23 protein-coding genes and 2 tRNA genes are annotated in these 22,595 nt (G+C 63.2%); 10 read left to right on the top strand and 15 right to left on the bottom strand.

Features of this window, described 5'->3' with window-relative positions; all coding sequences use genetic code 11:
- Positions 1 to 30: 30 nt before the first annotated feature.
- Complete coding sequence (locus HND92_RS05235) at positions 31 to 711, bottom strand: lytic transglycosylase domain-containing protein (protein WP_172206351.1); 681 nt, start codon at positions 709 to 711, stop codon at positions 31 to 33.
- Positions 708 to 2,453: a proline--tRNA ligase gene (locus HND92_RS05230; protein WP_172206349.1), complete on the bottom strand. Its 1,746-nt coding sequence runs from the start codon at positions 2,451 to 2,453 to the stop codon at positions 708 to 710. Before HND92_RS05230 ends, HND92_RS05235 begins: the two co-directional genes overlap by 4 nt.
- Positions 2,454 to 2,543: 90 nt before the next feature.
- Here HND92_RS05230 and HND92_RS05225 point away from each other — a divergent pair, with 90 nt between their 5' ends.
- Entirely contained in the window at positions 2,544 to 3,233 is a 690-nt protein-coding gene (locus HND92_RS05225) for an RNA pyrophosphohydrolase (RefSeq protein WP_011804289.1), read from the top strand.
- Positions 3,234 to 3,279: 46 nt separating this feature from the next.
- Here the strand turns inward: HND92_RS05225 and proB are convergent, their stop codons facing one another.
- The 4 genes from proB to rplU all read right to left on the bottom strand — a co-directional run bounded on the left by proB (position 3,280) and on the right by rplU (position 6,302).
- Positions 3,280 to 4,422, bottom strand: a complete 1,143-nt coding sequence (gene proB / locus HND92_RS05220) for a glutamate 5-kinase (RefSeq protein ID WP_047349967.1) — start codon at positions 4,420 to 4,422, stop codon at positions 3,280 to 3,282.
- A 73-nt stretch (positions 4,423 to 4,495) separates the two neighbouring features.
- Complete coding sequence (gene cgtA / locus HND92_RS05215; RefSeq protein WP_172206347.1) at positions 4,496 to 5,569, bottom strand: Obg family GTPase CgtA; 1,074 nt, start codon at positions 5,567 to 5,569, stop codon at positions 4,496 to 4,498.
- 146 nt (positions 5,570 to 5,715) lie between these two features.
- Positions 5,716 to 5,973: a 50S ribosomal protein L27 gene (rpmA, locus tag HND92_RS05210; RefSeq protein ID WP_011804286.1), complete on the bottom strand. Its 258-nt coding sequence runs from the start codon at positions 5,971 to 5,973 to the stop codon at positions 5,716 to 5,718.
- A 17-nt stretch (positions 5,974 to 5,990) separates the two neighbouring features.
- On the bottom strand, positions 5,991 to 6,302 hold the full coding sequence (gene rplU / locus HND92_RS05205; RefSeq protein ID WP_011804285.1) for a 50S ribosomal protein L21: 312 nt from the start codon (positions 6,300 to 6,302) through the stop codon (positions 5,991 to 5,993).
- Between the two features lie 224 nt (positions 6,303 to 6,526).
- On the opposite strand from rplU, the gene HND92_RS05200 reads away from it, so the two are divergent.
- The 8 genes from HND92_RS05200 (at position 6,527) to HND92_RS05165 (ending at position 13,357) form a co-directional block, all read left to right on the top strand.
- A complete protein-coding gene (locus HND92_RS05200) occupies positions 6,527 to 7,456 on the top strand; it encodes a polyprenyl synthetase family protein (RefSeq protein ID WP_047350041.1) in 930 nt (309 codons plus the stop codon).
- Between the two features lie 25 nt (positions 7,457 to 7,481).
- Positions 7,482 to 7,558, top strand: a tRNA-Pro gene (locus tag HND92_RS05195).
- Positions 7,559 to 7,796: 238 nt separating this feature from the next.
- Positions 7,797 to 9,530 carry a type IV-A pilus assembly ATPase PilB gene (gene pilB, locus HND92_RS05190; RefSeq protein WP_012655751.1) on the top strand — a complete coding sequence of 578 codons (1,734 nt, stop codon included), beginning with the start codon at positions 7,797 to 7,799 and terminating at the stop codon, positions 9,528 to 9,530.
- Positions 9,531 to 9,550: 20 nt separating this feature from the next.
- On the top strand, positions 9,551 to 10,768 hold the full coding sequence (locus HND92_RS05185; RefSeq protein WP_012655750.1) for a type II secretion system F family protein: 1,218 nt from the start codon (positions 9,551 to 9,553) through the stop codon (positions 10,766 to 10,768).
- Positions 10,768 to 11,649 (top strand): A24 family peptidase, encoded by an 882-nt coding sequence (locus HND92_RS05180; RefSeq protein WP_172206345.1) that lies wholly within the window; start codon positions 10,768 to 10,770, stop codon positions 11,647 to 11,649. Before HND92_RS05185 ends, HND92_RS05180 begins: the two co-directional genes overlap by 1 nt.
- Positions 11,650 to 11,680: 31 nt before the next feature.
- Positions 11,681 to 12,274 carry a dephospho-CoA kinase gene (gene coaE / locus HND92_RS05175; protein ID WP_253940107.1) on the top strand — a complete coding sequence of 198 codons (594 nt, stop codon included), beginning with the start codon at positions 11,681 to 11,683 and terminating at the stop codon, positions 12,272 to 12,274.
- 90 nt (positions 12,275 to 12,364) lie between these two features.
- Positions 12,365 to 13,120: a cell division protein ZapD gene (gene zapD, locus HND92_RS05170; protein ID WP_172206340.1), complete on the top strand. Its 756-nt coding sequence runs from the start codon at positions 12,365 to 12,367 to the stop codon at positions 13,118 to 13,120.
- A gap of 6 nt (positions 13,121 to 13,126) precedes the next feature.
- Positions 13,127 to 13,357 carry a DNA gyrase inhibitor YacG gene (locus tag HND92_RS05165; RefSeq protein ID WP_011804249.1) on the top strand — a complete coding sequence of 77 codons (231 nt, stop codon included), beginning with the start codon at positions 13,127 to 13,129 and terminating at the stop codon, positions 13,355 to 13,357.
- 68 nt (positions 13,358 to 13,425) lie between these two features.
- On the opposite strand, the gene HND92_RS05160 is transcribed toward HND92_RS05165, so the two are convergent.
- The 5 genes from HND92_RS05160 to HND92_RS05140 form a co-directional block, all read right to left on the bottom strand.
- Positions 13,426 to 13,872 carry an NUDIX domain-containing protein gene (locus HND92_RS05160; protein WP_011804248.1) on the bottom strand — a complete coding sequence of 149 codons (447 nt, stop codon included), beginning with the start codon at positions 13,870 to 13,872 and terminating at the stop codon, positions 13,426 to 13,428.
- Complete coding sequence (locus tag HND92_RS05155) at positions 13,869 to 14,747, bottom strand: ATP-binding protein (protein ID WP_011804247.1); 879 nt, start codon at positions 14,745 to 14,747, stop codon at positions 13,869 to 13,871. Before HND92_RS05155 ends, HND92_RS05160 begins: the two co-directional genes overlap by 4 nt.
- 54 nt (positions 14,748 to 14,801) lie before the next feature.
- Positions 14,802 to 16,031, bottom strand: coding sequence for a bifunctional glutamate N-acetyltransferase/amino-acid acetyltransferase ArgJ (argJ, locus tag HND92_RS05150; RefSeq protein ID WP_012655744.1), 1,230 nt, complete (start codon positions 16,029 to 16,031; stop codon positions 14,802 to 14,804).
- A gap of 100 nt (positions 16,032 to 16,131) precedes the next feature.
- A complete protein-coding gene (gene secA, locus HND92_RS05145) occupies positions 16,132 to 18,885 on the bottom strand; it encodes a preprotein translocase subunit SecA (RefSeq protein ID WP_172206338.1) in 2,754 nt (917 codons plus the stop codon).
- A 135-nt stretch (positions 18,886 to 19,020) separates the two neighbouring features.
- Positions 19,021 to 19,848 carry a M23 family metallopeptidase gene (locus HND92_RS05140; protein WP_253940106.1) on the bottom strand — a complete coding sequence of 276 codons (828 nt, stop codon included), beginning with the start codon at positions 19,846 to 19,848 and terminating at the stop codon, positions 19,021 to 19,023.
- Between the two features lie 173 nt (positions 19,849 to 20,021).
- Here HND92_RS05140 and HND92_RS05135 point away from each other — a divergent pair, with 173 nt between their 5' ends.
- Positions 20,022 to 20,321, top strand: coding sequence for a hypothetical protein (locus tag HND92_RS05135; protein ID WP_135148434.1), 300 nt, complete (start codon positions 20,022 to 20,024; stop codon positions 20,319 to 20,321).
- A 106-nt stretch (positions 20,322 to 20,427) separates the two neighbouring features.
- Here the strand turns inward: HND92_RS05135 and HND92_RS05130 are convergent.
- From HND92_RS05130 to HND92_RS05115, 4 genes are all read right to left on the bottom strand, one after another.
- Positions 20,428 to 20,503: transfer RNA gene (locus HND92_RS05130), tRNA-Thr, on the bottom strand.
- Positions 20,504 to 20,563: 60 nt separating this feature from the next.
- The gene (locus tag HND92_RS05125; protein ID WP_172206327.1) at positions 20,564 to 21,091 is read right to left on the bottom strand and encodes a ClpXP protease specificity-enhancing factor; all 528 of its coding nucleotides are present in this window, start codon (positions 21,089 to 21,091) and stop codon (positions 20,564 to 20,566) included.
- Between the two features lie 32 nt (positions 21,092 to 21,123).
- On the bottom strand, positions 21,124 to 21,735 hold the full coding sequence (locus HND92_RS05120; RefSeq protein WP_011804241.1) for a glutathione S-transferase N-terminal domain-containing protein: 612 nt from the start codon (positions 21,733 to 21,735) through the stop codon (positions 21,124 to 21,126).
- Between the two features lie 95 nt (positions 21,736 to 21,830).
- Positions 21,831 to 22,586, bottom strand: a complete 756-nt coding sequence (locus HND92_RS05115; RefSeq protein ID WP_135148436.1) for a cytochrome c1 — start codon at positions 22,584 to 22,586, stop codon at positions 21,831 to 21,833.
- Between the last annotated feature and the right edge of the window lie 9 nt (positions 22,587 to 22,595).

Below are 22,595 nucleotides of genomic sequence, written 5' to 3'. Positions count from 1 at the left end.
GACGGGTATGGCCCGCTGGCCGACGGCAGATCAGGCGTCCGAAGTACGCTCCTGGAAGAACCAGTTGCGCTGCGCTGCGAACACGGCGCTCGGATACGGCGCCTTGCCCCGGCTGCCGTTGTAGCGGCCCAGCGCCATGTACAGGTCGCCCCGCTCGCGGTCGAGGTAGTGGCGCAGGATCACGCAGCCAAAGCGCAGGTTGGTCTGCATGTGGAACAGCTTGCCCGGGTCGCCGTCACCGATCACGCGGGTCCAGAATGGCATCACCTGCATATAGCCGCGCGCGCCCACCGGAGAGACGGCGAACTTGCGGAACGCGCTCTCCACCTGGATCAGGCCCATGACCAGCGACACATCCAGCCCCGAGCGCTTGGACTCGTACCACACCGTCTGCAGGAAGTCGCGGCGCACTTCCCATTCGGGCTTGCGCCGGCGCAGGCGGTCGCTCATGGTGCCAAGCCAGCGCAGATACAGCAGACGTGCCTCGGTGGAGGCAAACAGCGGCTCGGGCGGTGCCAGGTCTGCCACGGCGGAGCTGAGCGCGGTGCGCACGGAATCGATCAACGGCTCCTCCAGCTGGCTCCCCGCATGCGCAGGTGCAGCCACGCCCAGCCATGCAGCCGGCCCCGCCGCCAGCGAAGCCAGGCAGGCGCGGCGCGACAGCCGACCCTGCCGTTCGTCGGTCACTGGACCACCTCCCGCCGCGTTCATGCTGCCAGCCGTTCCTTCACATGCGCCAGGATGTCCGCCACGCCCACTTTGGTGGCAGATGCATCGCGGCGGTGCTGGTATTCGACCTGCCCTTCCTTGAGGCTCTTGTCGCCAATGGTCACGCGATGGGGCACGCCGATCAGTTCCCAATCGGCAAACATGGCGCCGGGGCGCTCGCCGCGGTCATCCAGGATCACGTCAACCCCGGCGGCTAGCAGGTCGGCGTACAGCGACTCGGCCTGTGCCTTGACGGCTTCGCTGCGGTCCATGCCCACGGGGCAGATGACCACGGTGAACGGGGCGATGGCGTCGGGCCAGATGATGCCGCGCTCGTCATGGTTCTGCTCAATGGCCGCTGCCGGCAGGCGCGTGACGCCAATGCCGTAGCAGCCCATCTCGAAGAAGGCGGGCTTGCCGTCTTCGCCGAGGAAGGTGGCATTCATGGCTTTGGAATACTTGGTGCCGAGGTAGAACACGTGGCCGACTTCGATGCCGCGCTCGATGGCAAGTTCCCCCTGGCCGTCCGGCGACAGGTCGCCAGCCACCACATTGCGCAGGTCGGCCACCATGTCGGGCTCCGGCAGGTCGCGGCCCCAGTTCACGCCGGTGAGGTGGTGACCTTCCTGGTTGGCTCCGCAGATCCAGTCGGCCATCACGGCCACGTCGCGGTCCACCACCAGCTTCACCGGCTTCTGCAGGTTCAGCGGGCCCAGGTAGCCCGGCTTGCAGCCAAAGTGGTCCACGATCTCGGCCACGGTGGCAAAGCGGAAACCCGCGTCCAGGCCCGGCACCTTGGCCACCTTGATCTCGTTCATGTCGTGGTCGCCGCGCAGCAGCAGCAGCCAGACCTGGCTGCGGATGATCTCGCCCGCCGCGTCGGTTTCGTCCGTGGCCAGCACCAGCGACTTCACCGTGGTGCTCAGCGGCACGCTCAGCAGTTCGGCCACGTCCGCGCAGGTGCTCTTGCCGGGCGTGGGTGTCACCGTCAGCGGCTGCTTGGCCGCGGGACGCGCGCCCGCGGGGGCCAGCGCTTCGGCCTTTTCCATGTTGGCCGCGTAATCGCTGGCGGGGCAGTAGACGATCGCGTCCTCACCCGTGGCGGCGATCACCTGGAACTCTTCGCTCAAGTCGCCGCCGATGGCGCCCGAATCCGCCGCCACGGCGCGGTAGCGCAGGCCGAAGCGGTCGAAGATGCGGCGATAGGCCTGCGCCATCACCTGGTAGCTCGCCTTGGCGCCGGCCTGGTCCCGGTCGAAGCTGTAGGCGTCCTTCATGATGAATTCGCGCCCGCGCATCAGTCCGAAGCGCGGGCGGCGTTCATCGCGGAACTTGGTCTGGATCTGGTAGAGGTTCTTGGGCAGCTGCTTGTAGCTGCGCAGCTCCTGGCGTGCGATGTCAGTGACCACTTCCTCGCTGGTGGGCTGGATCACGAAGTCACGCCCATGGCGGTCGTGAATACGCAGCAATTCGGGGCCCATCTTGTCGAAGCGCCCGGTCTCCTGCCACAGCTCGGCGGGCTGCACCAGGGGCATGGTGCATTCCACTGCACCTGCGCGGTTCATCTCCTCGCGCACGATGGCTTCCACCTTGCGGATCACGCGCAGGCCCATGGGCATGTAGTTGTAAATCCCGGCACCCAACTTCTTGATGAGGCCTGCGCGCATCATGAGTTGGTGACTGACAACCTCGGCGTCGGCAGGCGCCTCTTTCAAGGTGGAAATGAAAAATTGGGAAGCTTTCATCGAACGGGCTTGACAACTGGGGCGGGTGCGCTTGCCGCACGCGAGGTAGCGTGCATAATGACCGCAGTTTTAAAAATTTGGGGTTAGATTATGCTCGACCGGGACGGATTCCGCCCAAATGTCGGCATCATCCTGCTCAACCAGAGAAACCAGGTATTCTGGGGCAAGCGCATACGCACCCATAGCTGGCAGTTCCCTCAAGGCGGCATCGACCGCGGAGAAACCCCCGAGCAGGCCATGTTCCGGGAACTGCACGAAGAGGTAGGACTGCTGCCGCCCCAGGTGCGTGTGATTGCCCGTACGCGGGACTGGTTGCGCTACGAGGTGCCAGACCGGTTCATCCGCCGCGATGCACGCGGACACTACAAGGGTCAGAAACAGATCTGGTACCTGCTGCAATTGCTGGGGCACGATTGGGACCTGAACCTGCGCGCCACCAACCATCCAGAGTTCGATGCCTGGCGCTGGAACGACTACTGGGTTCCGCTGGACGTGGTGGTCGAGTTCAAGCGAGGCGTATATGAGATGGCGCTGACTGAACTGGCGCGTTTTCTGCCGCGCCATGAACAGCGCAACCGCTATTTGCGCAGCGGCATGCGTACGCGCGAGCACGAGAGCAGCGGCCAAGCCTCGCTGCCCCGTACCAGTTCACTGTTGGTCAAGCCCGGTATGGAACTGCCTCCGGGCGCCAGCTTCGACCCTGACCCGCAAAACAGCGTGCCAGCGCCGTTGGAGGCGCTGCCTACCCTGCCCGTCCCCAAGAAACCACTGGACGCCTAGCGTGTGTAAGAAGGCACGCGTCCGCAAGACGCACCCTTCTTAAGCGTCATCGCGCGCCGAGCACCACCATGTTGTCGCGGTGAACCATCTCCGGTTCGGCCGCGTACCCCAGCAGGCGCTCGAACTCTGCGGAAGGCTTGCGGCACAGCAGGCGCGCCTCGGCGCTCGCATAGTTGGCGAGACCGCGGGCGATCTCTGTGCCGCCGGCGTCGCGCACCGCGATCACATCGCCGCGCACGAAGTCGCCCTCCACCGCCACCATGCCGATCGGCAGCAGGCTCTTGCCGTCTTCGCGCAGCTTGGCCGCCGCGCCGGCATCCACCGTCACGGAGCCGCGCAGTTGAAGGTGGTCCACCATCCACTGCTTGCGCGCCTGGTTCTTCTGCGTCTGCGCCACGAGCAACGTGCCGATCGATTCGCCCCGGGCCAGCCGCAGCAGCACGTCCGGCTCCCGCCCCCATGCGATGACGGTGGAAGCACCCGAGCCCGCCGCACGTTTGGCCGCGAGGATCTTGGTGATCATCCCGCCCTTGCCGATGCTGGAGCCCGCGCCGCCGGCCATCGCCTCCAGCGCCGCATCGCCAGCCTGTGCCTCGTGGACGAACTGCGCCTGCGGGTCGCGCCGCGGATCGGCCGTGTACAGCCCCTTCTGGTCGGTCAGGATCACCAGCGCGTCGGCTTCGACGAGGTTGGCGACGAGGGCCCCCAGAGTGTCGTTGTCACCGAACTTGATCTCGTCGGTGACTACGGTGTCGTTCTCATTGATCACCGGCACCACGCCCAGGCGCAGCAGCGTCAGCAGGGTGGAGCGGGCATTCAGGTAGCGCTCGCGGTCCGCCAAGTCGGCATGGGTCAGCAGCACCTGCGCACTGCCCATGGAGTGCTCGCGCAGCTTGGTCTCGTACATCTGCGCCAGCCCCATCTGTCCCACGGCGGCAGCGGCCTGCAGTTCGTGGATCTCGCCGGGGCGGCTGCTCCAGCCCAGGCGCTTCATGCCTTCGGCGATCGCTCCGCTGGAGACCATGATGACCTCGCGCGGCTCGCCCCCCTGCCCCCGCACCAGCGCTGCCAGTTGGCGGCACCACTCCCCAATGGCCACCTCGTCCAGCCCCCGTCCCTCATTCGTGACGAGACTGGACCCTACCTTGACCACGATGCGACGCGCGTCGCGCAATACACTGGACACCATTTTTATAAGAAATCAGGCCCTAGCGCTTGCCAGGCAAGCGCCAACAGCTATAAATTAAATAGCAATCCTCGCATCACCCACGCGGTGGCTCACCAGCGAAGCGCGGGTCCACCTCAGCCGGCGCATTCTGCGCCAACTGCTGGGCGTGCACGTGCTGGAAGATGGACTGCACCAGGGGCTCGCAGCCTTCGCGCGTCAGCGCGGAGATTTCGAACACGGGGCCCTTCCATTTGAAGCGTTTCACGAAGTCCTTCACCCGCGCAGCGCGCTCTTCGGATGGCACCATGTCCAGCTTGTTGAGCACCAGCCAGCGCGGCTTCTCGTACAGCTGGGTGTCGTATTTCTTGAGCTCGGCCACGATGGCCTTGGCCTGCGCCACGGGATCGACGGATTCGTCGAACGGCGCCATGTCCACCACGTGCAGCAGCAGCCGCGTGCGCTGCAGGTGGCGCAGGAACTGGTGGCCCAGGCCCGCGCCCTCGGATGCGCCCTCGATCAGGCCGGGGATGTCGGCCACCACGAAGCTCTGCTCCGGCCCCACGCGCACCACGCCCAGGTTGGGGTGCAGCGTGGTGAACGGATAGTCGGCGATTTTCGGGCGCGCGTTGGAGACCGCGGCGATGAAGGTGGATTTGCCGGCATTGGGCATGCCCAGCAGCCCCACGTCCGCCAGCACCTTGAGCTCCAGCTTCAGGCTCTTGCGCTCCCCGGGCCAGCCCGGCGTCTTCTGGCGCGGCGCGCGGTTGATGGCGCTCTTGAAGCGCAGGTTGCCGAAGCCGCCGTCCCCGCCCTTGGCGATCGTGACCACCTCGCCCGGCGTGAGCAGCTCGTACAGCAGCTCGCCGGTATCCGCGTCGCTGATGATGGTGCCCACGGGCATCTTGAGCGTGATGTCGGCGCCTGCCGCGCCGAACATGTCGGAGCCCATGCCGTGCTCGCCACGCTTGGCCTCGTGCCGGCGTGAATAGCGGAAGTCGACCAGGGTGTTGAGATTGGGGTCGGCCACGGCGAACACGTGGCCGCCACGCCCGCCGTCGCCGCCGTTGGGCCCCCCGAACTCCTTGTACTTCTCGTGCCTGAACGAGACACAGCCGTTGCCGCCGTCACCTGCGGCAACGTCGATAAAGGCTTCGTCGACGAACTTCATGGGTATCCAGTTTACAAAAAGCGCACCTGGGCGCTGGAGGGTGCGCAAAAGGGTGCCATCACGCATGCGCGCGGCTGCGCCAGGCGCTGAAAACAACAAAGCCCCGACGGGTCGGGGCTTTGTTGTCGCTTCAGCGGCGAAGGGCCTTAAGCAGGCGTCACGCTGACCGTGTGCTTGGACAACGCGCCCTTCGTGCCGAAGGAAACATGGCCATCCACCAGGGCGAACAGCGTGTGGTCCTTGCCCACGCCGACGTTCACGCCGGGGTGGATGCGCGTGCCGCGCTGGCGCACGATGATGGAGCCGGCGCTGATCAGCTCACCACCGTAAGCCTTCACGCCCAGCATCTTGGGCTTGGAATCGCGCCCGTTTCGCGTAGAGCCGCCGCCTTTTTTCTGTGCCATGAGATCAGCTCCCTGATTTAAGCGGCGATCGCCTGGATCTGCAGCTCGGTGAACTGCTGGCGATGGCCTTGACGTTTCTGATAGTGCTTGCGACGGCGCAGCTTGAAGATGCGCACCTTGTCGTGCTTGCCGTGGGCCACGACCGTAGCCTTCACCGTTGCGCCGGACACCAGGGGCGTGCCGACCTTGAGTTCAGCGCCGTTGCCGACTGCCAGAACCTGGTCGATCACGATCTCCTGGCCTACTTCCGCAGCAATCTGTTCTACCTTGATTTTTTCGCCAGCGGCAACGCGATACTGCTTGCCGCCGGTTTTTATGACCGCGTACATGTAAACCTCGAATCTGAAATTGGAGTTCTGCGGACGGATTTCCACAGAACCGAAGATTCTATCACAAGCACCCGAAACCGATCCAGGCAACGCGACACAGCGCCCCAGGGGTCCCCAGGCCCCTGGGGCGCTTCCTATAATTGCCGCTTCACTTCACCACCACCGATCACCTTGGCCGCCAACTCCCCAGCACCGCCGCCACCCTCGCCCTGATTGCCGACGACATGCGGGAGGTGGACAAGGTCATTGCAGCGCGGCTGCAATCGTCCGTCCCGCTTGTGGGCAGCGTGGCCCAGTACATCATCTCGGCGGGCGGCAAGCGCCTGCGCCCGGCGCTGCTGCTGCTGACCTGCGGCGCGCTCGAATACAAGGGGGAGCAGCGATTCAACCTCGCGGCGGTAGTGGAATTCATCCACACGGCCACCCTGCTGCACGACGACGTGGTGGACGAATCCACCCTGCGCCGCGGCCGGCCCACCGCCAACGAGACCTTCGGCAACCCGGCGAGCGTGCTGGTGGGCGACTTCCTGCACACACGCTCCTTCCAGATGATGGTGGAGGCAGGCAGCATGCGCATCCTGCAAGTGCTGGCCGACGCGACCAACGTGATCGCCGAGGGGGAAGTCCAACAGCTCATGAACACCCATGACGCGTCCCTGGACGAGGCCGGATACCTCCACGTCATCCGCTCCAAGACCGCCAAGCTGTTCGAGGCCAGCGCCCGGCTCGCCGCCATCCTGGCCGGCAGCACGCCCGACATCGAACAGGCCTGCGCCGACTACGGCCAGGCGCTGGGCACGGCCTTCCAGGTCATCGACGACGTGCTGGACTACGACGGCGACGCGCAGGAGATGGGCAAGAACCTCGGCGACGATCTGCGCGAGGGCAAGGTCACGCTCCCCCTCATCATCGCCATGCAGCGCGGCAGCCAGGCGCAGCGCGAGTTGCTGCGCAACGTCATCGAAACAGGCAGCGCCGACGAACTCCAGCCCGTCATCGCCATCATCCGCGAGACAGGCGCCCTGACCGCCACCCGCGACGCGGCCGCCGCTCAGGCCCGGCTGGCGATGGATGCCGCCGCCAAGCTTCCCGCCAATCCATACACCAAAGGTTTGCTACAATTAGCGGCTCAGCTACTTGAACGCCGGACTTGAATTCCGGGCGGTTCGGGGACGCGATCGGGGTGTAGCTTAGCCTGGTAGAGCGCTACGTTCGGGACGTAGAGGCCGGAGGTTCGAATCCTCTCACCCCGACCAGTTATTTTCATGCCCAAGCCCTGCATCGCGGGGCTTTTTTGCATCTGGACGCCGCGCGGGTGCCAAGGAACCGCATATCTTTAATGCGGTTGCCCTCGCAGAGCCCATGCTGCCCTTGAGCCGCCGGCTGGGGCAAATGTCACTCACACAACGCTTGCGCCATTAAGCCTGTACACACCTTGGGCGATCGGCGATGATTGAAGAGTTTCCCTTCCTTCCATAAGAATCCGCTAGTTACATGGCTGCTATCGACACACAGAAAGAAGCTCAACCCATTGCCTTACCCGGACTGGCGCGCGCGTTGATGTCTGTGGGCAAATTGGATCAAAAAGCGGCGGAAGAGATTTACAAAAAGTCACAAAATAGCCGCAGTAGCTTTATTGCAGAGCTCACGGAATCGAAAATCATCACGCCAAGTGATCTGGCCCATACGGTATCCACCGTATTTGGTGCCCCCTTGCTAGATGTCGATGCGATCGACCGGCAGCGCATCCCCAAAGATCTGTTGGACGTCAAACTGTGCCAGTCCTACAAAGTCATCGCTCTCAGTAAGCGCAATAACCGGCTCATCGTCGCCACCGCGGATCCGACATTTCAAGAGGCCGCAGAAAAGATCAAGTTCACCACACAAATGGGGGTGGACTGGATCATCGCGGAATATGACAAGCTGCTCCGCTTGATTGAGGCGAGCACGAAGAGCGGTACAGAAACGCTCGACGGCATCAACAGCAGTAATGATTTTGAGTTCGGCGATATTCCCGTTGATGAAGCTCCGGACGAGGATGCCGACAATCCCGCGGAAGTCGAGGATGCTCCCGTTGTCAAATTTCTGCACAAGATGCTGCTGGATGCTTTCAATATGCGTGCATCCGATCTGCATTTTGAGCCCTATGAGCACCATTACCGTGTCCGCTTCCGCATAGATGGCGAATTGCGTGAAATCGCATCGCCGCCTATTGCCATCAAGGAGAAGCTGGCCTCGCGCATCAAGGTGATCTCCCGCCTGGATATTTCGGAAAAACGCGTGCCCCAGGATGGCCGCATGAAGCTCAAGGTTGGGCCGGACCGGGTTATCGATTTCCGCGTCAGCACCCTGCCTACGCTCTTTGGCGAGAAGATCGTGATCCGTATTCTCGATCCGAGCAGCGCCAAGCTGGGTATTGACGCACTGGGATATGAGCCCGAGGAAAAGGAGCGTTTGCTGCAGGCCATCAACCGCCCTTATGGAATGATCCTGGTGACCGGACCCACGGGCTCCGGGAAGACCGTGTCGCTCTACACATGTCTCAATTTGTTGAACAAGCCCGGCGTCAATATTGCGACCGCTGAGGACCCCTCGGAAATCAATCTCCCGGGCGTGAACCAAGTCAACGTCAATGAGAAAGCCGGCCTCACGTTTGCCGTCGCGCTCAAGTCATTCCTTCGCCAAGATCCGGACATCATCATGGTGGGTGAAATCCGGGATCTGGAAACGGCAGACATTTCAATCAAAGCCGCGCAGACGGGTCACTTGGTGCTCTCTACCCTGCACACCAATGACGCTCCCACGACATTGACGCGCATGCGCAATATGGGCATCGCGCCCTTCAATATCGCATCCAGCGTGATTCTTATTACGGCGCAGCGACTGGCGCGTCGCTTGTGCCCCAATTGCAAGGCGCCCGTGGACATTCCGCATGAGACGCTGCTGGAGGCCGGCTACCGGGACGAGGAGATCGACGGCTCATGGGTTACCTACCGACCGGTGGGCTGCTCCGCCTGCAATAACGGATACAAGGGGCGCGTGGGCATTTACCAGGTCATGCCGGTGTCCGAAGAAATCCAGCGCATCATCCTGCGCGATGGAAGCGCGCTGGAAATTGCCGAACAGGCACGCCTGGAGGGCGTCCGTTCTCTGCGTGAATCCGGGCTTCACAAGGCAAAAATGGGATTGACCTCCTTGGAAGAGGTCTTGGCTGTCACCAACGAATAAACAAATCGAGAGAGAAAACAATGGCGACCGTTGCATCGAGGGGCATCAAGGACTTTGTCTTCGAGTGGGAGGGCAAGGATCGTAGCGGCAAGATCGTGCGCGGCGAAGTACGCGCTGCGGGAGAGAATCAGGTCAAGGCGACGCTGCGGCGGCAGGGCGTTCTGCCAACCAAGATCAAGAAGCGCCGGATGAGCGCGGGCAAAAAGATCAAGCCCAAAGACATCGCGCTGTTCACGCGCCAGATGGCCACGATGATGAAGGCCGGTGTTCCACTGCTTCAGGCATTTGATATCGTGGGCCGGGGTAATACCAATCCCAGTGTGACCAAGCTGCTCAACGATATCCGCGGAGATGTGGAGACAGGAACGTCCCTGAATGCCGCATTCCGTAAATATCCGATGTACTTCGACAGCCTTTACTGCAACCTCGTAGAGGCCGGCGAAGCCGCCGGTATTCTGGAGGCGTTGCTCGACCGGCTGGCCCTGTACATGGAGAAGACCGAGGCCATCAAATCCAAGATCCGGTCGGCGCTGATGTACCCGATCTCGGTGATCATCGTTGCGTTTGTCGTGGTGACGATCATCATGATTTTCGTGATTCCCGCGTTCAAAGAGGTTTTCACTTCCTTCGGCGCCGACCTGCCCGCTCCTACCCTTTTCGTGATGGCCATCAGCGAATTCTTCGTGGCTTACTGGTGGCTGATATTCGGCGTCATCGGCGGGGGGTTCTACTTCTTCATGCAGGCCTGGAAGCGCAGCGAGAAAATGCAGCGTTTCATGGACCGTTTCCTGTTGAAAATGCCCATCTTCGGTGCATTGATCGACAAGTCCTGCGTTGCCCGTTGGACCCGCACCCTGTCGACCATGTTCGCTGCCGGTGTGCCATTGGTGGAGGCACTGGACTCGGTGGCCGGTGCCTCGGGCAACTCGGTCTACGCCATCGCGACGGAGAAAATTCAGCAGGAAGTCTCCACAGGTACCAGCCTGACGGCCGCCATGGGGAATGCCAACGTATTCCCCTCCATGGTGCTGCAGATGTGTGCGATCGGCGAGGAATCCGGCTCCATCGATCACATGCTGGGCAAGGCTGCCGATTTTTACGAAGCTGAAGTGGATGAAATGGTGGCCGGCCTGTCCAGCCTGATGGAGCCCATCATCATCGTGTTCCTGGGCACGCTGATCGGTGGCATCGTGGTGTCGATGTACCTTCCGATCTTCAAGCTCGGGCAAGTGGTTTGATGTCAGGCTCGCTAACAGTGGACGCCGTGCTGGTGGGCGTCCTGGGGATGCTGATCGGAAGCTTTCTCAACGTCGTGATCCATCGCCTTCCGCGCATGATGGAGCGGCAATGGGCCGCAGAATGCCGGCAGTACGGGCAGGATGCAGGGCTGCTTTCCACGGCGGCGCTTCCTGAGGCCGACAACGAGCCCCTCAGCCTGTCCAAGCCGCGTTCACGCTGCCCCTCCTGCGGCCACGCGATCCGCTGGTACGAAAACATTCCGGTCCTGAGCTATTTAGCCCTGCGAGGCCGGTGCGCAGGTTGCAGCACGCGCATCAGCCACCGGTATCCGCTGGTAGAGCTGGCGACGGGTGCCTTGTTCTATGCATGCGCGCTCCGCTGGGGCTGGAGCCTCACGACCGCCGCATGGTGCGGTTTCTCGGCCGCGCTGGTCACGCTGGCTTGCATCGACTGGGACACCACGCTTCTACCCGACGACATCACGTTGCCGTTGCTGTGGGCGGGCCTGCTTGCGGCCGTCTTGCGCTGGATTGAAGTGCAGCCCGTGGATGCCGTCATCGGCGCCGCAGCGGGCTACCTGTCCCTCTGGTCCGTGTACTGGGGGTTCAAGCTGGCCACAGGCAAGGAGGGCATGGGCTATGGCGACTTCAAACTGTTCGCTGCCCTGGGCGCCTGGTTTGGCTGGCAGGCGCTCGTGCCGATCATTCTGCTGGCCTCTGTCATCGGCGCCATCGTCGGCATCGCCATGAAGCTGGCCAGCACCCTGCGCGAAGGCAAGTACGTTCCCTTCGGCCCGTTCCTGGTGGGAGGAGGCATGGCCGCCATGCTATGGGGCCCCGGGCGCATCATGCAGGCCGTCTTTTCCGTGCTGGGGCTCTAAGGTGGGCTCTCGGCAGGCCGGTCCCCGCTCGGTGAAACTGGGCGTGACGGGCGGCATCGGCAGCGGCAAAAGCACGGTGGCCGGCATGTTGCGACAGAACGGCGCGGCACTGATCGACGCCGATGCCATCGCCCGCTCGGTGACCGAGGCGGAAGGCGCCGCCATCGCGGCCCTGCGCGACGAGTTCGGGCCCGACTACATCACCGACGGCGCGCTGGACCGGGCACGCATGCGCACCCTCGTTTTCAGCGATCCCACGGCGAAGCAGCGCCTGGAAGCCATCGTTCACCCCTTCGTGGGACGCGAGATCGCACACGCTGCAGCACAGGCGCACCGCGCGGGCCACGCACTCATCGTGTTCGACATTCCGCTGCTGACGGAGTCGCCCCGTTGGGCCCGGCAGCTGGACGCCGTCCTGGTCGTGGACTGCCGGGAGGAGACGCAGATCCAGCGTGTGCAGATGCGCAGCGGTCTGACCGCCGATGCCGTGCGCGCCATCATGGCCACACAGAGCCCACGCGCCACGCGCCGCGCGGCCGCCGACCTGGTGATCTACAACGACGGGTTGGCGCTGTCAGATTTGCAAACAAAGGCACGCGAGATCGCCGTATTCTTCGGGCTATGATGTGTTCGCACCGGCGTGGTGTGCAATGGTCTGTCGCAGTGCAGCGCTCGCACCCCGCCCCACACCGTGCGCACTCAGGAACCCCGTAGCGTGATCCTTTACGAATACCCTTTCAACGAACGCCTGAGAACCTATCTGCGGCTTGAGCAGCTGTTTCGCCGGCTGGGCGAGCTCATCGCGCGCCCGCATCCCCTGGACCATCACTATGCCCTCGTGACCATGTTCGAGGTCATGGACGTGGCGGCCCGCGCAGATCTCAAAGCCGACGTGCTCAAGGATCTGGAAAAGCACAAGCACCAGCTGGATGCCTATCGCGGCAACCCCTCCATCTCCGAGGAAGCCCTGGACGGCGTGATCGCCCAGCTCGACCAGTGCTTTGCCGCACTCAACGCGCAAACCGGCAAGGCCGGCCAGGCGTTGACCGAGAACGATTGGCTCATGAGCATTCGCAGCCGCGTGGGCATCCCCGGGGGCACCTGCGGCTTTGATCTGCCCGCCTACTACGCGTGGCAGCACCGTCTGCCCCAGGACCGCCAGCACGACCTGCACCACTGGGCCGCCACGCTGGGGCCGTTGGCAGAGTCCGTCTACGTGCTGCTGCGCCTGCTGCGTGATTCGGGGCTGCCGCAGAAAGTGGCGGCCGAGCGCGGGCAGTTCCAGCAGAACCTGCCCCAGGGCCGCACCTTCCAGCTGCTGCGCATGGCGATCGACCCCGCACTGCAACTCATCCCGGAGATCAGCGGCAACCGCCTCATCGTTTCGGTGCGGCTGATGCGCCAGGAAGAAGGCGGCCGCCTGGTTCCCAGCACCGAGGACGCGGCATTTGAACTGACCCTGTGCGCCTGACACGACATGACCGGCACACCCTCCCGCTCCGACACACCTGCGCCCCAAGGCAAGCGAGTGCCTTGCCCGACCTGCGGCGGCCCGAGCCTGTACAGCCCGGCCAACCGCTTCCGCCCGTTTTGCAGTGAACGCTGCAAGCAGATCGATCTGGGGGCCTGGGCAGCCGAAGATTTCCGCATGCCGGCCGAGGCGCCGCCGGAGGATGCGGAGTTCGGCGATCCCAAGCGCCAGCCGTGATATTTGAAGAAAAGGCTGCTAGCGCTTATCCAGCAAGCGCAAGCAGCTATGTATTTTGAAGCAATGTCTCACGCCAGCAGCGAAGCGTCGAAGACCTCGCCACGCTCCTCGGCCAGCCACTGCAGCACGGGATAGGCGCCCGGCAACACCGGCTTGACCTGCAGCGGCCAGTGCTGCCAGGCCATGGTTTGGCCCTCGCGCATTTCGAACGCACCGCTCCATTCCCGCACCTTGCACCAGTGCAGGCGCACGAGGGCATGCGGGTAGTCATGCTCGGTCACCTTCCAGGCCTCCACCGGGCCGATGGTCACGCCCAGTTCCTCGATGAGTTCGCGGCGCAGCGCCTGCTCCACGGTTTCCCCGGCTTCGATCTTGCCGCCCGGGAACTCCCAGTAGCCCGCATAGGGCTTGCCCGGGGGGCGAGTGGACAGCAGCATCGCCCCGTCCTCTCGCAGCAGAATGCCCACGGCGACCTCGGTGTGCTTGCGCTGTGGCGTGCTGGTCGATTCGCTCATGCGCCCTCGCCCTCCCGCCCTGCGAAATCCCGGGCAAATTGATAGGCCACGCGGCCGCTGCGCGAGCCGCGCTCGAGCGCCCACACCAGCGCCTGCGGGCGCGCGGCCTCGATGGCCTGGGCGGGTACGCCCAGCGCAGCCAGCCACTGCGCCACGATGGCCAGGTACTCGTCCTGGCTGAACGGGTAGAAGCTCACCCACAGGCCGAAGCGCTCGGACAGGGAGATTTTTTCCTCCACCGCCTCGCCCGGATGGACCTCGCCATCGTCGGTGTGGGTGTAGCCCAGGTTCTCCTTCATGTATTCAGGGAGCAGGTGGCGCCGGTTGCTGGTGGCATACACCAGCACATTGGGCGTGGCCGCGGCGACCGAGCCGTCCAGGATCGACTTGAGGGCCTTGTACCCGGCCTCTCCATCCTCAAAGCTCAGGTCATCGCAGTAAACGATGAACTTCTCGGGCCGGCCGGAGACCACGTCCACAATGTCGGGCAGATCCGTCAGGTCCGCCTTGTCCACCTCAATCAGACGCAGGCCCTGGGGTGCATAGCTGTTCAGGCATGCCTTGATGAGCGAGGACTTGCCCGTGCCGCGCGCACCGGTCAGCAGCACGTTGTTGGCGGGCTTGCCTTCGACGAACTGCTGGGTGTTGCGCTGGATCTTTTCTTTCTGCGCATCGATCTCCTTGAGATCGGACAGCTGCATGGCGGCCACATGGCGCACCGGCTCCAGCACACCATGGCCGCCGCTGCGTTTGCGGTAACGCCAGGCGATGGAGGCCGCCCAGTCCGGCGCCGACAATGGCTGCGGCAAGACCGCCTCGATACGGGAGATGAGCTGCTCCGCACGTGCGATCAGCTGGTCGAATTTATCAGTCATTTTCGTCTCTAGCGCTTATCTAACAAGCGCTGACAGCTATCAAAAGGGAAGCATTCAAGAGCGGTAGTCCGCGTTGATGGTCACGTAGTCGTGGCTCAGGTCGCAGGTCCACACCGTGTCCACCGCCGTACCGCGGCCCAGCACCACGCGCACGGTGATCTCGCTTTGCTTCATCACGCGCTGGCCGTCTTCCTCGCGGTAGGCCGGATTGCGCCCGCCCTGCACGGCCACATGCACGTCGTCCAGGAACAGGTCGATCTTGGTCTGGTCCAAGTCCGCAATGCCTGCGTAGCCCACGGCCGCCAGGATGCGGCCCAGGTTCGGGTCGCTGGCAAAGAAGGCCGTCTTGACCAGCGGCGAATGCGCGATGGCATAGGCCACCTGCCGGCACTCTTCGCCCGTCTGGCCGCCCTCCACGCGCACCGTGATGAACTTGGTCGCACCCTCTCCATCGCGCACGATGGCCTGTGCCAGCTTTTGCGCCACTTCCAGCAACGCGGCCTTGAGCACACGGCCCTCGGCGCTGTCGAGCGAGGTGATGGGTGCGTGCCGCGCCTTGTGCGTGGCCATCAGCACGAACGAGTCGTTGGTGCTGGTGTCGCCGTCGATGGTCACGCGGTTGAAGGACTGGTCCGCCAGCTCGCGCACGAGCGGGCGCAGCAACTCGGGCGCGATGCAGGCATCCGTGGCCAGGAAGCCCAACATGGTCGCCATGTTGGGGCGGATCATGCCCGCGCCCTTGGAGATGCCGGTAATGGTCACTGTTGCACCGCCCAACTGCACCTGCGTGCTGAACGCCTTGGGCAGCGTGTCGGTGGTCATGATGCCTTCGGCCGCGCGCGCCCAGTGGCCGGGCTGTGCATCGGCCAGCGCGGCGGGCAGCGCGGCTGCAATGCGCTCGTGCGGCAGCGGCTCCATGATGACGCCGGTGGAAAACGGCAGCACCTGGCTGGCCGCCAGACCCAGGTGGCCGGCCAGTGCCTCGCAGGTGGCGCGCGCACGCGCGAGGCCGTCCGCGCCCGTACCGGCGTTGGCGTTGCCCGTGTTCACCACCATGGCGCGAATCGCCTGGCCGCCGTCCAGGTGCTCACGGCACACCTGTACCGGCGCGGCGCAGAAACGGTTCTGCGTGAACACGCCCGCGACGGTGGTGCCTTCGTCCAGCAGGAACACGGTCAGGTCTTTGCGCTGCGCCTTGCGCACACCGGCTTCGGTCACGCCGATGCGCACACCGGCCACGGGGTGCAAATCCGATGCAAGAGGAGCGGAGAGATTCACGGGCATGCGTCGTATTCCTTCAGAAAGAGACGTCGGGGAAACAGGAGAAAAGGCACTGCCAAAGTGCGAACACGGGCCGCAGCCCGTGTTCTTCATTGTGCCGGCATCACGCCAGCTTGCCGTGGCACTGCTTGTACTTTTTGCCGCTGCCGCAGGGGCAGGGGTCGTTGCGGCCCACGCGCACGCCGGCGGCGGCAGGCTGCGCGGCGGTGGCGGCATCGGCCACCGTCTCCACTTCGCCGGTCTCGGTGGGCGAGCTGTAGGTAACGTTGCTGATGCCCTCACCCCGGTCTTCCATGGCCTGCGTGGCCTCGTCCAGCTGGGCGCTGGATTGCACCTGCACGGTCATCATGAGGCGCGTGACTTCGTTCTTGACCTGGTCGATCAGCTGGCGGAAGAGCTCGAACGCCTCGCGCTTGTATTCCTGCTTGGGCTGCTTCTGCGCATAGCCGCGCAGGTGGATGCCCTGGCGCAAATAATCCAGCGCGGAGAGGTGATCGCGCCAGTTGGTGTCGAAGCTCTGCAGCAGCACCATGCGCTCGAACTGCGTGAAGTTCTCCGCACCCACCTGCCCCACCTTGGCCTGGAAGGCCTCGCGGGCGGCCTGCTGCACCTTCTCCAGAATCTCTTCGTCGGTGATGGCGTCCGAGCCTTCCACCTCTTTCTGCAGCGCCAACGACACTTGCCAGTCGCTGGCCAGCGCCTTTTCCAGGCCTGCGAGGTCCCACTGTTCTTCCACGGACTCGGCAGGCACGTACTGGCGCACCACGTCGGCCATGCAATCGTCGCGCATGGCGTCGATCAACACGCCCAGGTCGGGGGCGTCCAGGATCTCGTTGCGCTGCTGGTAGATCACCTTGCGCTGGTCGTTGGCGACGTCGTCGTACTCCAGCAGCTGTTTGCGGATGTCGAAGTTGCGCGCCTCAACCTTGCGCTGCGCCGACTCGATGCTGCGCGTGACGATACCCGCCTCGATCGCTTCGCCGTCGGGCATCTTCAACCGGTCCATGATGGCCTTGACGCGGTCGCCCGCGAAGATGCGCATCAATTGGTCATCCAGACTCAGATAGAAGCGCGAAGAGCCCGGATCGCCCTGACGGCCCGAGCGGCCGCGCAGCTGGTTGTCGATACGGCGGGATTCATGGCGCTCGGTCGCGATGATGCGCAGGCCGCCGAGTGCCGTCACCTTCTCGTGGTCGAGCTTCCACTGCGCGCGCAGTTCCTGCACACGCGCGGCTCGCTCGGCTTCTGACAGCGACTCATCGGCCTCCAGCGCGGCGATCGCCTTTTCCACGTTGCCGCCCAGAACGATGTCGGTACCGCGGCCCGCCATATTGGTGGCGATGGTGATCATGCCGGGGCGTCCCGCCTGGGCCACGATATCGGCCTCGCGCGCGTGCTGCTTGGCGTTGAGTACCTGGTGCGGCAGGCCTGCCTTGTTCAGCAACTCGGCGATGATTTCCGAGTTCTCGATGGAAGTGGTACCCACCAGCACCGGCTGGCCACGCTCGTGGCATTCGCGGATGTCGGCAATCGCGGCCTCGTACTTCTCGCGCGTCGTCTTGTACACGCGGTCGAGCTGGTCGTCGCGCTTGCTGGGCCGGTTGGGCGGGATCACCACGGTTTCCAGGCCGTAGATTTCCTGGAACTCATAGGCCTCGGTATCGGCCGTACCGGTCATGCCCGAGAGCTTGTTATAGAGGCGGAAGTAGTTCTGGAAGGTGATGGAGGCCAGCGTCTGGTTCTCGGCCTGGATGTTCACGCCTTCCTTGGCTTCGACGGCCTGGTGCAGGCCTTCGCTCCAGCGGCGGCCGGCCATCAGGCGGCCCGTGAACTCGTCCACGATCACGATCTCGCCGTTCTGCACGACGTAGTGCTGGTCGCGGTGGTAGAGATGGTTGGCGCGCAGCGCCGCGTACAAATGATGCACCAGCGTGATGTTGGCCGGATCGTAGAGCGACGCCCCTTCCGGAATCAGACCCTGGCTGGCCAGGATGCGCTCTGCATTCTCGTGGCCCTGCTCCGTCAGGAACACCTGGTGCGTCTTTTCGTCGAGGGTGAAATCCCCCGGTTTGGTCACGCCCTCGCCCGTACGCGGGTCGGCCTCACCCTCCTGGCGCACCAGCAGGGGCACCACCTTGTTCATGGCCACATACAGCGCCGTGTGGTCCTCTGCCTGGCCGCTGATGATCAGGGGGGTACGCGCCTCATCGATCAGGATGGAGTCCACCTCATCGACGATGGCGTAGTTGAGGCCGCGCTGCACGCGCTCGCGCGCGTCGTACACCATGTTGTCGCGCAGGTAGTCGAACCCGTACTCGTTGTTCGTTCCGTAGGTGATGTCCGCCTGGTAGGCGGCCTGCTTTTCTTCGCGGGGCATTTGAGGCAGGTTGATACCCACCGTGAGGCCCAGGAAGTTGTACAGCCGCCCCATCCATTGCGCGTCACGGCCCGCAAGATAGTCGTTCACTGTCACCACGTGCACGCCCTGGCCCGACAGGGCGTTCAGGTAAACGGGCAGTGTGGCCGTCAGCGTCTTGCCCTCGCCCGTGCGCATCTCAGCGATCTTGCCGTAATGCAGCGCCATGCCACCCACCAGCTGCACGTCGAAGTGGCGCATTTTCATGATGCGCTTGGAACCCTCGCGCACCACGGCAAAGGCTTCGGGTAGCAGAGCGTCCAACGATTCGCCCTGTGCAATGCGATCCTTGAATTCCTGCGTCTTGCCCCGCAGCGCCTCGTCACTCAGCTTCTCATAGTCGGGCTCCATCGCATTGATGCGAGCAACCGTCTTGCGATACTGCTTGAGCAGGCGGTCATTGCGACTGCCGAATATTTTGGTGAGGAAGTTGGTGGCCATGCGAACACGACCGCACTACACGCCAACGAGCGGCAGAGCGACCGGAATCCCTGTGATGATGTGAATCCAGATGGAGACCCCCGTCCACCATTGCAAGTGCCTGCAATCCGAGGTGGCGGGCCTGATCGAAAGATTCTACCTGTGCGCCAGGTGCCCCATGGCAGCGCGCCCCGTGGGGGCGTGTGGCATCGGTGCGGGCTCTCCCGCGAAGAGGAATTTCTGCGGATCCTGCGGCACGCCTTGCACCCACACTTCGAAATGCAAATGCGGCCCCGTGGAGCGGCCCGTACTCCCCACTTCCGCGATTTTCTGTCCCCGGCGCACGATGTCTCCCGCCTTCACCAGGGTTTTGGAGGCGTGGGCGTAGCGGGTGACGAGTTGGCTTCCGTGGTCTATCTCCACCATGTTGCCATAGGCGGGGTGGCACTCCTGGGCGATCACCACGCCGCCGGCCGCGGCCACGATGGGCGTGCCGGTTCCGGCCGAGAAGTCCAGCCCGGTATGCAACGCGGACTGGCCGGTAAAAGGATCAATGCGCCAGCCGAACGGCGAACCAACAGCCGTGTCGCGCACAGGAACCTGGGTCGGGATCAAGTGCTTGCGGATGTGCTGATCAAAGAGGCGTGACTCTGCCACCGTCATCAAATCCGTCCGCCGGCCGGTGATGGCGACCAGGTCGTCCAAGGCCGCATTCAGTTCGTCGAGCCCCAGCGAGCGCCCAGCCACCAGCATGCCTCCACGGCCCGGCAGGCTCTGCACCTCGGACGCAGGCAGCCCGGCCAGGCCTCGGACACGCTCACCCAGCGATTCCAGCTGGAGCACACGGGCTTGCATGTCTCCGAGCTTGCGCGCCATCGCATCGATGTTGGCGCGCATGAACCGCTCGCGCTGGGCTTGCTCATCCTGCACAGCCAGTCGTGCCATGGAGCCCACTACGGGCCAGCCCTCGCGCACGCCATGCATCAGCACCCAGTGTTATGCCATCACGGCCATGAACAGCAGTGCCATGAAAATCCCAGCTAGAGCGCAGATCAGTTGCACACCGCTGAGGTGTATGGCGCGGCTTCGCGCGAGCCACGCATCCGTAATAATCACCTGCACGTTTTTCCCTCGTCGCTGGTTGGACCAGTCTCTGTATGAATCGTCGTCACCACGCCATCTCACTCCAGCAAGCCACGCAGGAGTCGCCGACGTTGGCGAAGCTGACCGCGCTCACCCAGGAGTCCAGTGCCCGGCTGAAAGCCATCGAGGGCTTGATACCCCCGATGCTGCGCCCCGCCATTCAGGCAGGGCCGATTGAAGGCGCTTGTTGGTGCCTGCTGGTCCGCAGCAATGCCGCCGCCGCAAAAGTCCGGCAATTGCTGCCCGCATTCGAGGCACATCTGCGCAGTCGGGGATGGGAGGTTAACTCCATACGCCTGAAAGTTCAAACCTGAGCACTCAGGCGAAAGACGCCAGCTATGCCGCAGGCATGGCGTCGTAAAGAAAAGGCCGCACGCAAAAGAAAAGCCGCATGTCCCTGCGAACATGCGGCCTGTGCAATGGTGCCGATTGTCGGATTCGAACTGACGACCTACCGCTTACAAGGCGGGTGCTCTACCAACTGAGCTAAATCGGCGAACTCCAGATTCTAGCGTTCAAAACGCACGGCTCAAATTGATGCACCTTGAAAGATGCCTCATTTGATGCGCTTGAGCGAAGGACGCCCTGCGCCTCCTGTGGGCGGAGGCGGTCGCGGCGCCTCCTCGTGCGCATCGCTCAAAGAGCCGTCAACCGATTGCAACTGAACAGGTCCACGCTCGGAAACCGCGGAGCCAGGGACACCCGGTCCAGCGCCCGAGTCCTCGGATGACACTACAGCAGCGGCCGGCGGCACGGACACTTCTTCTTCCAACGGGAAGGCCATACCCTGTCCGTTTTCACGGGCGTAGATGGCGACGACCCGGCGCACCGGGACCATGATGTCGTGCGGCCTGCCGCCGAAGCGTGCCTTGAACTCGATGAAATCGTTGCCCAGTTGCAGCCCGCTCGTCGCGTCGTAGCTTGCGTTCAGGACAATCTCGCCGTTGTTGACGTACTCACGCGGTACCTGAACGGATTCGTTCACACGCACCACCAGATAGGGCGTGAAGCCGTTGTCCGTGCACCACTCATACAGAGCACGAATGAGATAGGGGCGCGTGGAGGGAAATTCCTGGGGCTTCATCGTACGCAAGCAAAAGAAAAAGGCGCAGCAGCTTACTTGCGCATGACCTTCTCGGAAGGCGTCAGCGCCTCGATATATGCCGGGCGGGAGAAAATGCGCTCGGCATATTTGAGCAATGGTGCAGCGTTCTTGCTCAACTCGATGCCGTAATAGTCCAGGCGCCACAACAAGGGGGCAATGGCCACATCAAGCATGGAAAAACCCTCGCCCAACATGTATTTGTTCTTCAAGAACACCGGAGCGAGCTGCGTCAGCCGGTCGCGGATGTGCGTGCGCGCCTTCTCCAATGCCTTTTCATTCCCCTTCGTGGCGCGCGACTCCAGCGCGTTCACGTGAACGAACAATTCCTTCTCGAAGTTCAGCAGGAACAGGCGCACGCGTGCGCGGTCCACCGGATCACCCGGCATCAGTTGCGGGTGGGGGAAGCGCTCATCAATGTACTCGTTGATGATGTTGGACTCGTACAGGATCAAGTCGCGCTCGACCAGGATGGGAACCTGACCATAGGGATTCATCACGCTGATGTCTTCGGGCTTGTTGTACAGGTCCACATCGCGGATCTCGAAATCCATGCCTTTTTCGAAGAGGACGAAACGACAGCGATGGGAAAAGGGGCAGGTCGTACCCGAATAAAGCACCATCATGGTGAGCAGCTCCTAAAAATCAAAAGAGTGGGTGCCAGGGCACCCACTCTGTACATGCTCGGCAGCGCAGAAATGCGCGGCAAAGAACCTAGCGTTTACTTAACGTCTTTCCAGAAGGCGGCGTTGAGCCTCCATGCGATGAACGTGAACACGCCGAGGAAGATCAACACCCATACGCCAATGCGAACACGTGTATTTTGCGCTGGCTCGCCCATCCACTGCAGATAATTCACGAGATCACCTACAGCTTGGTCGTATTGCAACGGCGTCATGCTGCCTGCAGCAACCTGCTCCCAGCCCTTGAGCACATGCTCGGTCTTGCCGTGGCTTTCACGCTCTTCGAAGATCGGGCGGCGCTCGCCTTGCAGTTGCCACAAGGCATGGGGCATGCCCACATTGGGGAACGCCAGATTATTCCAGCCCGTGGCCTTGGTGTCGTCCCGATAGAAGGTGCGCAGGAAGGTGTAAAGATAGTCGGCACCCGTTCCGCCAGCGCCTGCACGCGAACGTGCAATCACCGTGAGATCAGGCGGGTTGGCGCCGAACCACACCTTGGCCTGCTTGGGATCGATGGCGGACTTCATGGTCTCGCCCACCTTATCGGTCGTGAACAGCAGGTTGTCCTTGATCTGCTGGTCCGTGAGACCGATGTCCTTCAAGCGATTGAAACGCATGAAGGCAGCCGAGTGGCAGTTGAGGCAATAGTTGACGAAGAGCTTCGCACCGTTCTGCAAGGACGCCGTGTCGCTGGTGTTGACAGGCGCCTTGTCCCAGGCCATGCCACCACCGGCGGCATGCGCCCCAGCCACCAGACCCAGAGCTGCAACCAACGTGAGGATGAGTTTTTTCATTGTTGTTGT

Source organism: Diaphorobacter sp. JS3050, from assembly GCF_013154915.1.
In the GTDB taxonomy this organism is placed as follows: domain Bacteria; phylum Pseudomonadota; class Gammaproteobacteria; order Burkholderiales; family Burkholderiaceae_C; genus Diaphorobacter; species Diaphorobacter nitroreducens.
The sequence above is the reverse complement of the archived record's forward strand: the minus strand, read 5'-3'. Positions and strand labels throughout refer to the sequence as shown.

Excerpts from the sequence above, each read along its gene's own strand:
- HND92_RS05235 (WP_172206351.1), bottom strand. The coding sequence starts at position 711 with ATGAACGCGGCGGGAGGTGGTCCAGTGACCGACGAACGGCAGGGTCGG.
- HND92_RS05230 (WP_172206349.1), bottom strand. The coding sequence starts at position 2,453 with ATGAAAGCTTCCCAATTTTTCATTTCCACCTTGAAAGAGGCGCCTGCC.
- HND92_RS05225 (WP_011804289.1), top strand. The coding sequence starts at position 2,544 with ATGCTCGACCGGGACGGATTCCGCCCAAATGTCGGCATCATCCTGCTC.
- proB (WP_047349967.1), bottom strand. The coding sequence starts at position 4,422 with ATGGTGTCCAGTGTATTGCGCGACGCGCGTCGCATCGTGGTCAAGGTA.
- cgtA (WP_172206347.1), bottom strand. The coding sequence starts at position 5,569 with ATGAAGTTCGTCGACGAAGCCTTTATCGACGTTGCCGCAGGTGACGGC.
- rpmA (WP_011804286.1), bottom strand. The coding sequence starts at position 5,973 with ATGGCACAGAAAAAAGGCGGCGGCTCTACGCGAAACGGGCGCGATTCC.
- rplU (WP_011804285.1), bottom strand. The coding sequence starts at position 6,302 with ATGTACGCGGTCATAAAAACCGGCGGCAAGCAGTATCGCGTTGCCGCT.
- HND92_RS05200 (WP_047350041.1), top strand. The coding sequence starts at position 6,527 with ATGCGGGAGGTGGACAAGGTCATTGCAGCGCGGCTGCAATCGTCCGTC.
- pilB (WP_012655751.1), top strand. The coding sequence starts at position 7,797 with ATGGCTGCTATCGACACACAGAAAGAAGCTCAACCCATTGCCTTACCC.
- HND92_RS05185 (WP_012655750.1), top strand. The coding sequence starts at position 9,551 with ATGGCGACCGTTGCATCGAGGGGCATCAAGGACTTTGTCTTCGAGTGG.
- HND92_RS05180 (WP_172206345.1), top strand. The coding sequence starts at position 10,768 with ATGTCAGGCTCGCTAACAGTGGACGCCGTGCTGGTGGGCGTCCTGGGG.
- HND92_RS05165 (WP_011804249.1), top strand. The coding sequence starts at position 13,127 with ATGACCGGCACACCCTCCCGCTCCGACACACCTGCGCCCCAAGGCAAG.
- HND92_RS05160 (WP_011804248.1), bottom strand. The coding sequence starts at position 13,872 with ATGAGCGAATCGACCAGCACGCCACAGCGCAAGCACACCGAGGTCGCC.
- HND92_RS05155 (WP_011804247.1), bottom strand. The coding sequence starts at position 14,747 with ATGACTGATAAATTCGACCAGCTGATCGCACGTGCGGAGCAGCTCATC.
- argJ (WP_012655744.1), bottom strand. The coding sequence starts at position 16,031 with ATGCCCGTGAATCTCTCCGCTCCTCTTGCATCGGATTTGCACCCCGTG.
- secA (WP_172206338.1), bottom strand. The coding sequence starts at position 18,885 with ATGGCCACCAACTTCCTCACCAAAATATTCGGCAGTCGCAATGACCGC.
- HND92_RS05140 (WP_253940106.1), bottom strand. The coding sequence starts at position 19,848 with ATGCATGGCGTGCGCGAGGGCTGGCCCGTAGTGGGCTCCATGGCACGA.
- HND92_RS05135 (WP_135148434.1), top strand. The coding sequence starts at position 20,022 with ATGAATCGTCGTCACCACGCCATCTCACTCCAGCAAGCCACGCAGGAG.
- HND92_RS05125 (WP_172206327.1), bottom strand. The coding sequence starts at position 21,091 with ATGAAGCCCCAGGAATTTCCCTCCACGCGCCCCTATCTCATTCGTGCT.
- HND92_RS05120 (WP_011804241.1), bottom strand. The coding sequence starts at position 21,735 with ATGATGGTGCTTTATTCGGGTACGACCTGCCCCTTTTCCCATCGCTGT.
- HND92_RS05115 (WP_135148436.1), bottom strand. The coding sequence starts at position 22,586 with ATGAAAAAACTCATCCTCACGTTGGTTGCAGCTCTGGGTCTGGTGGCT.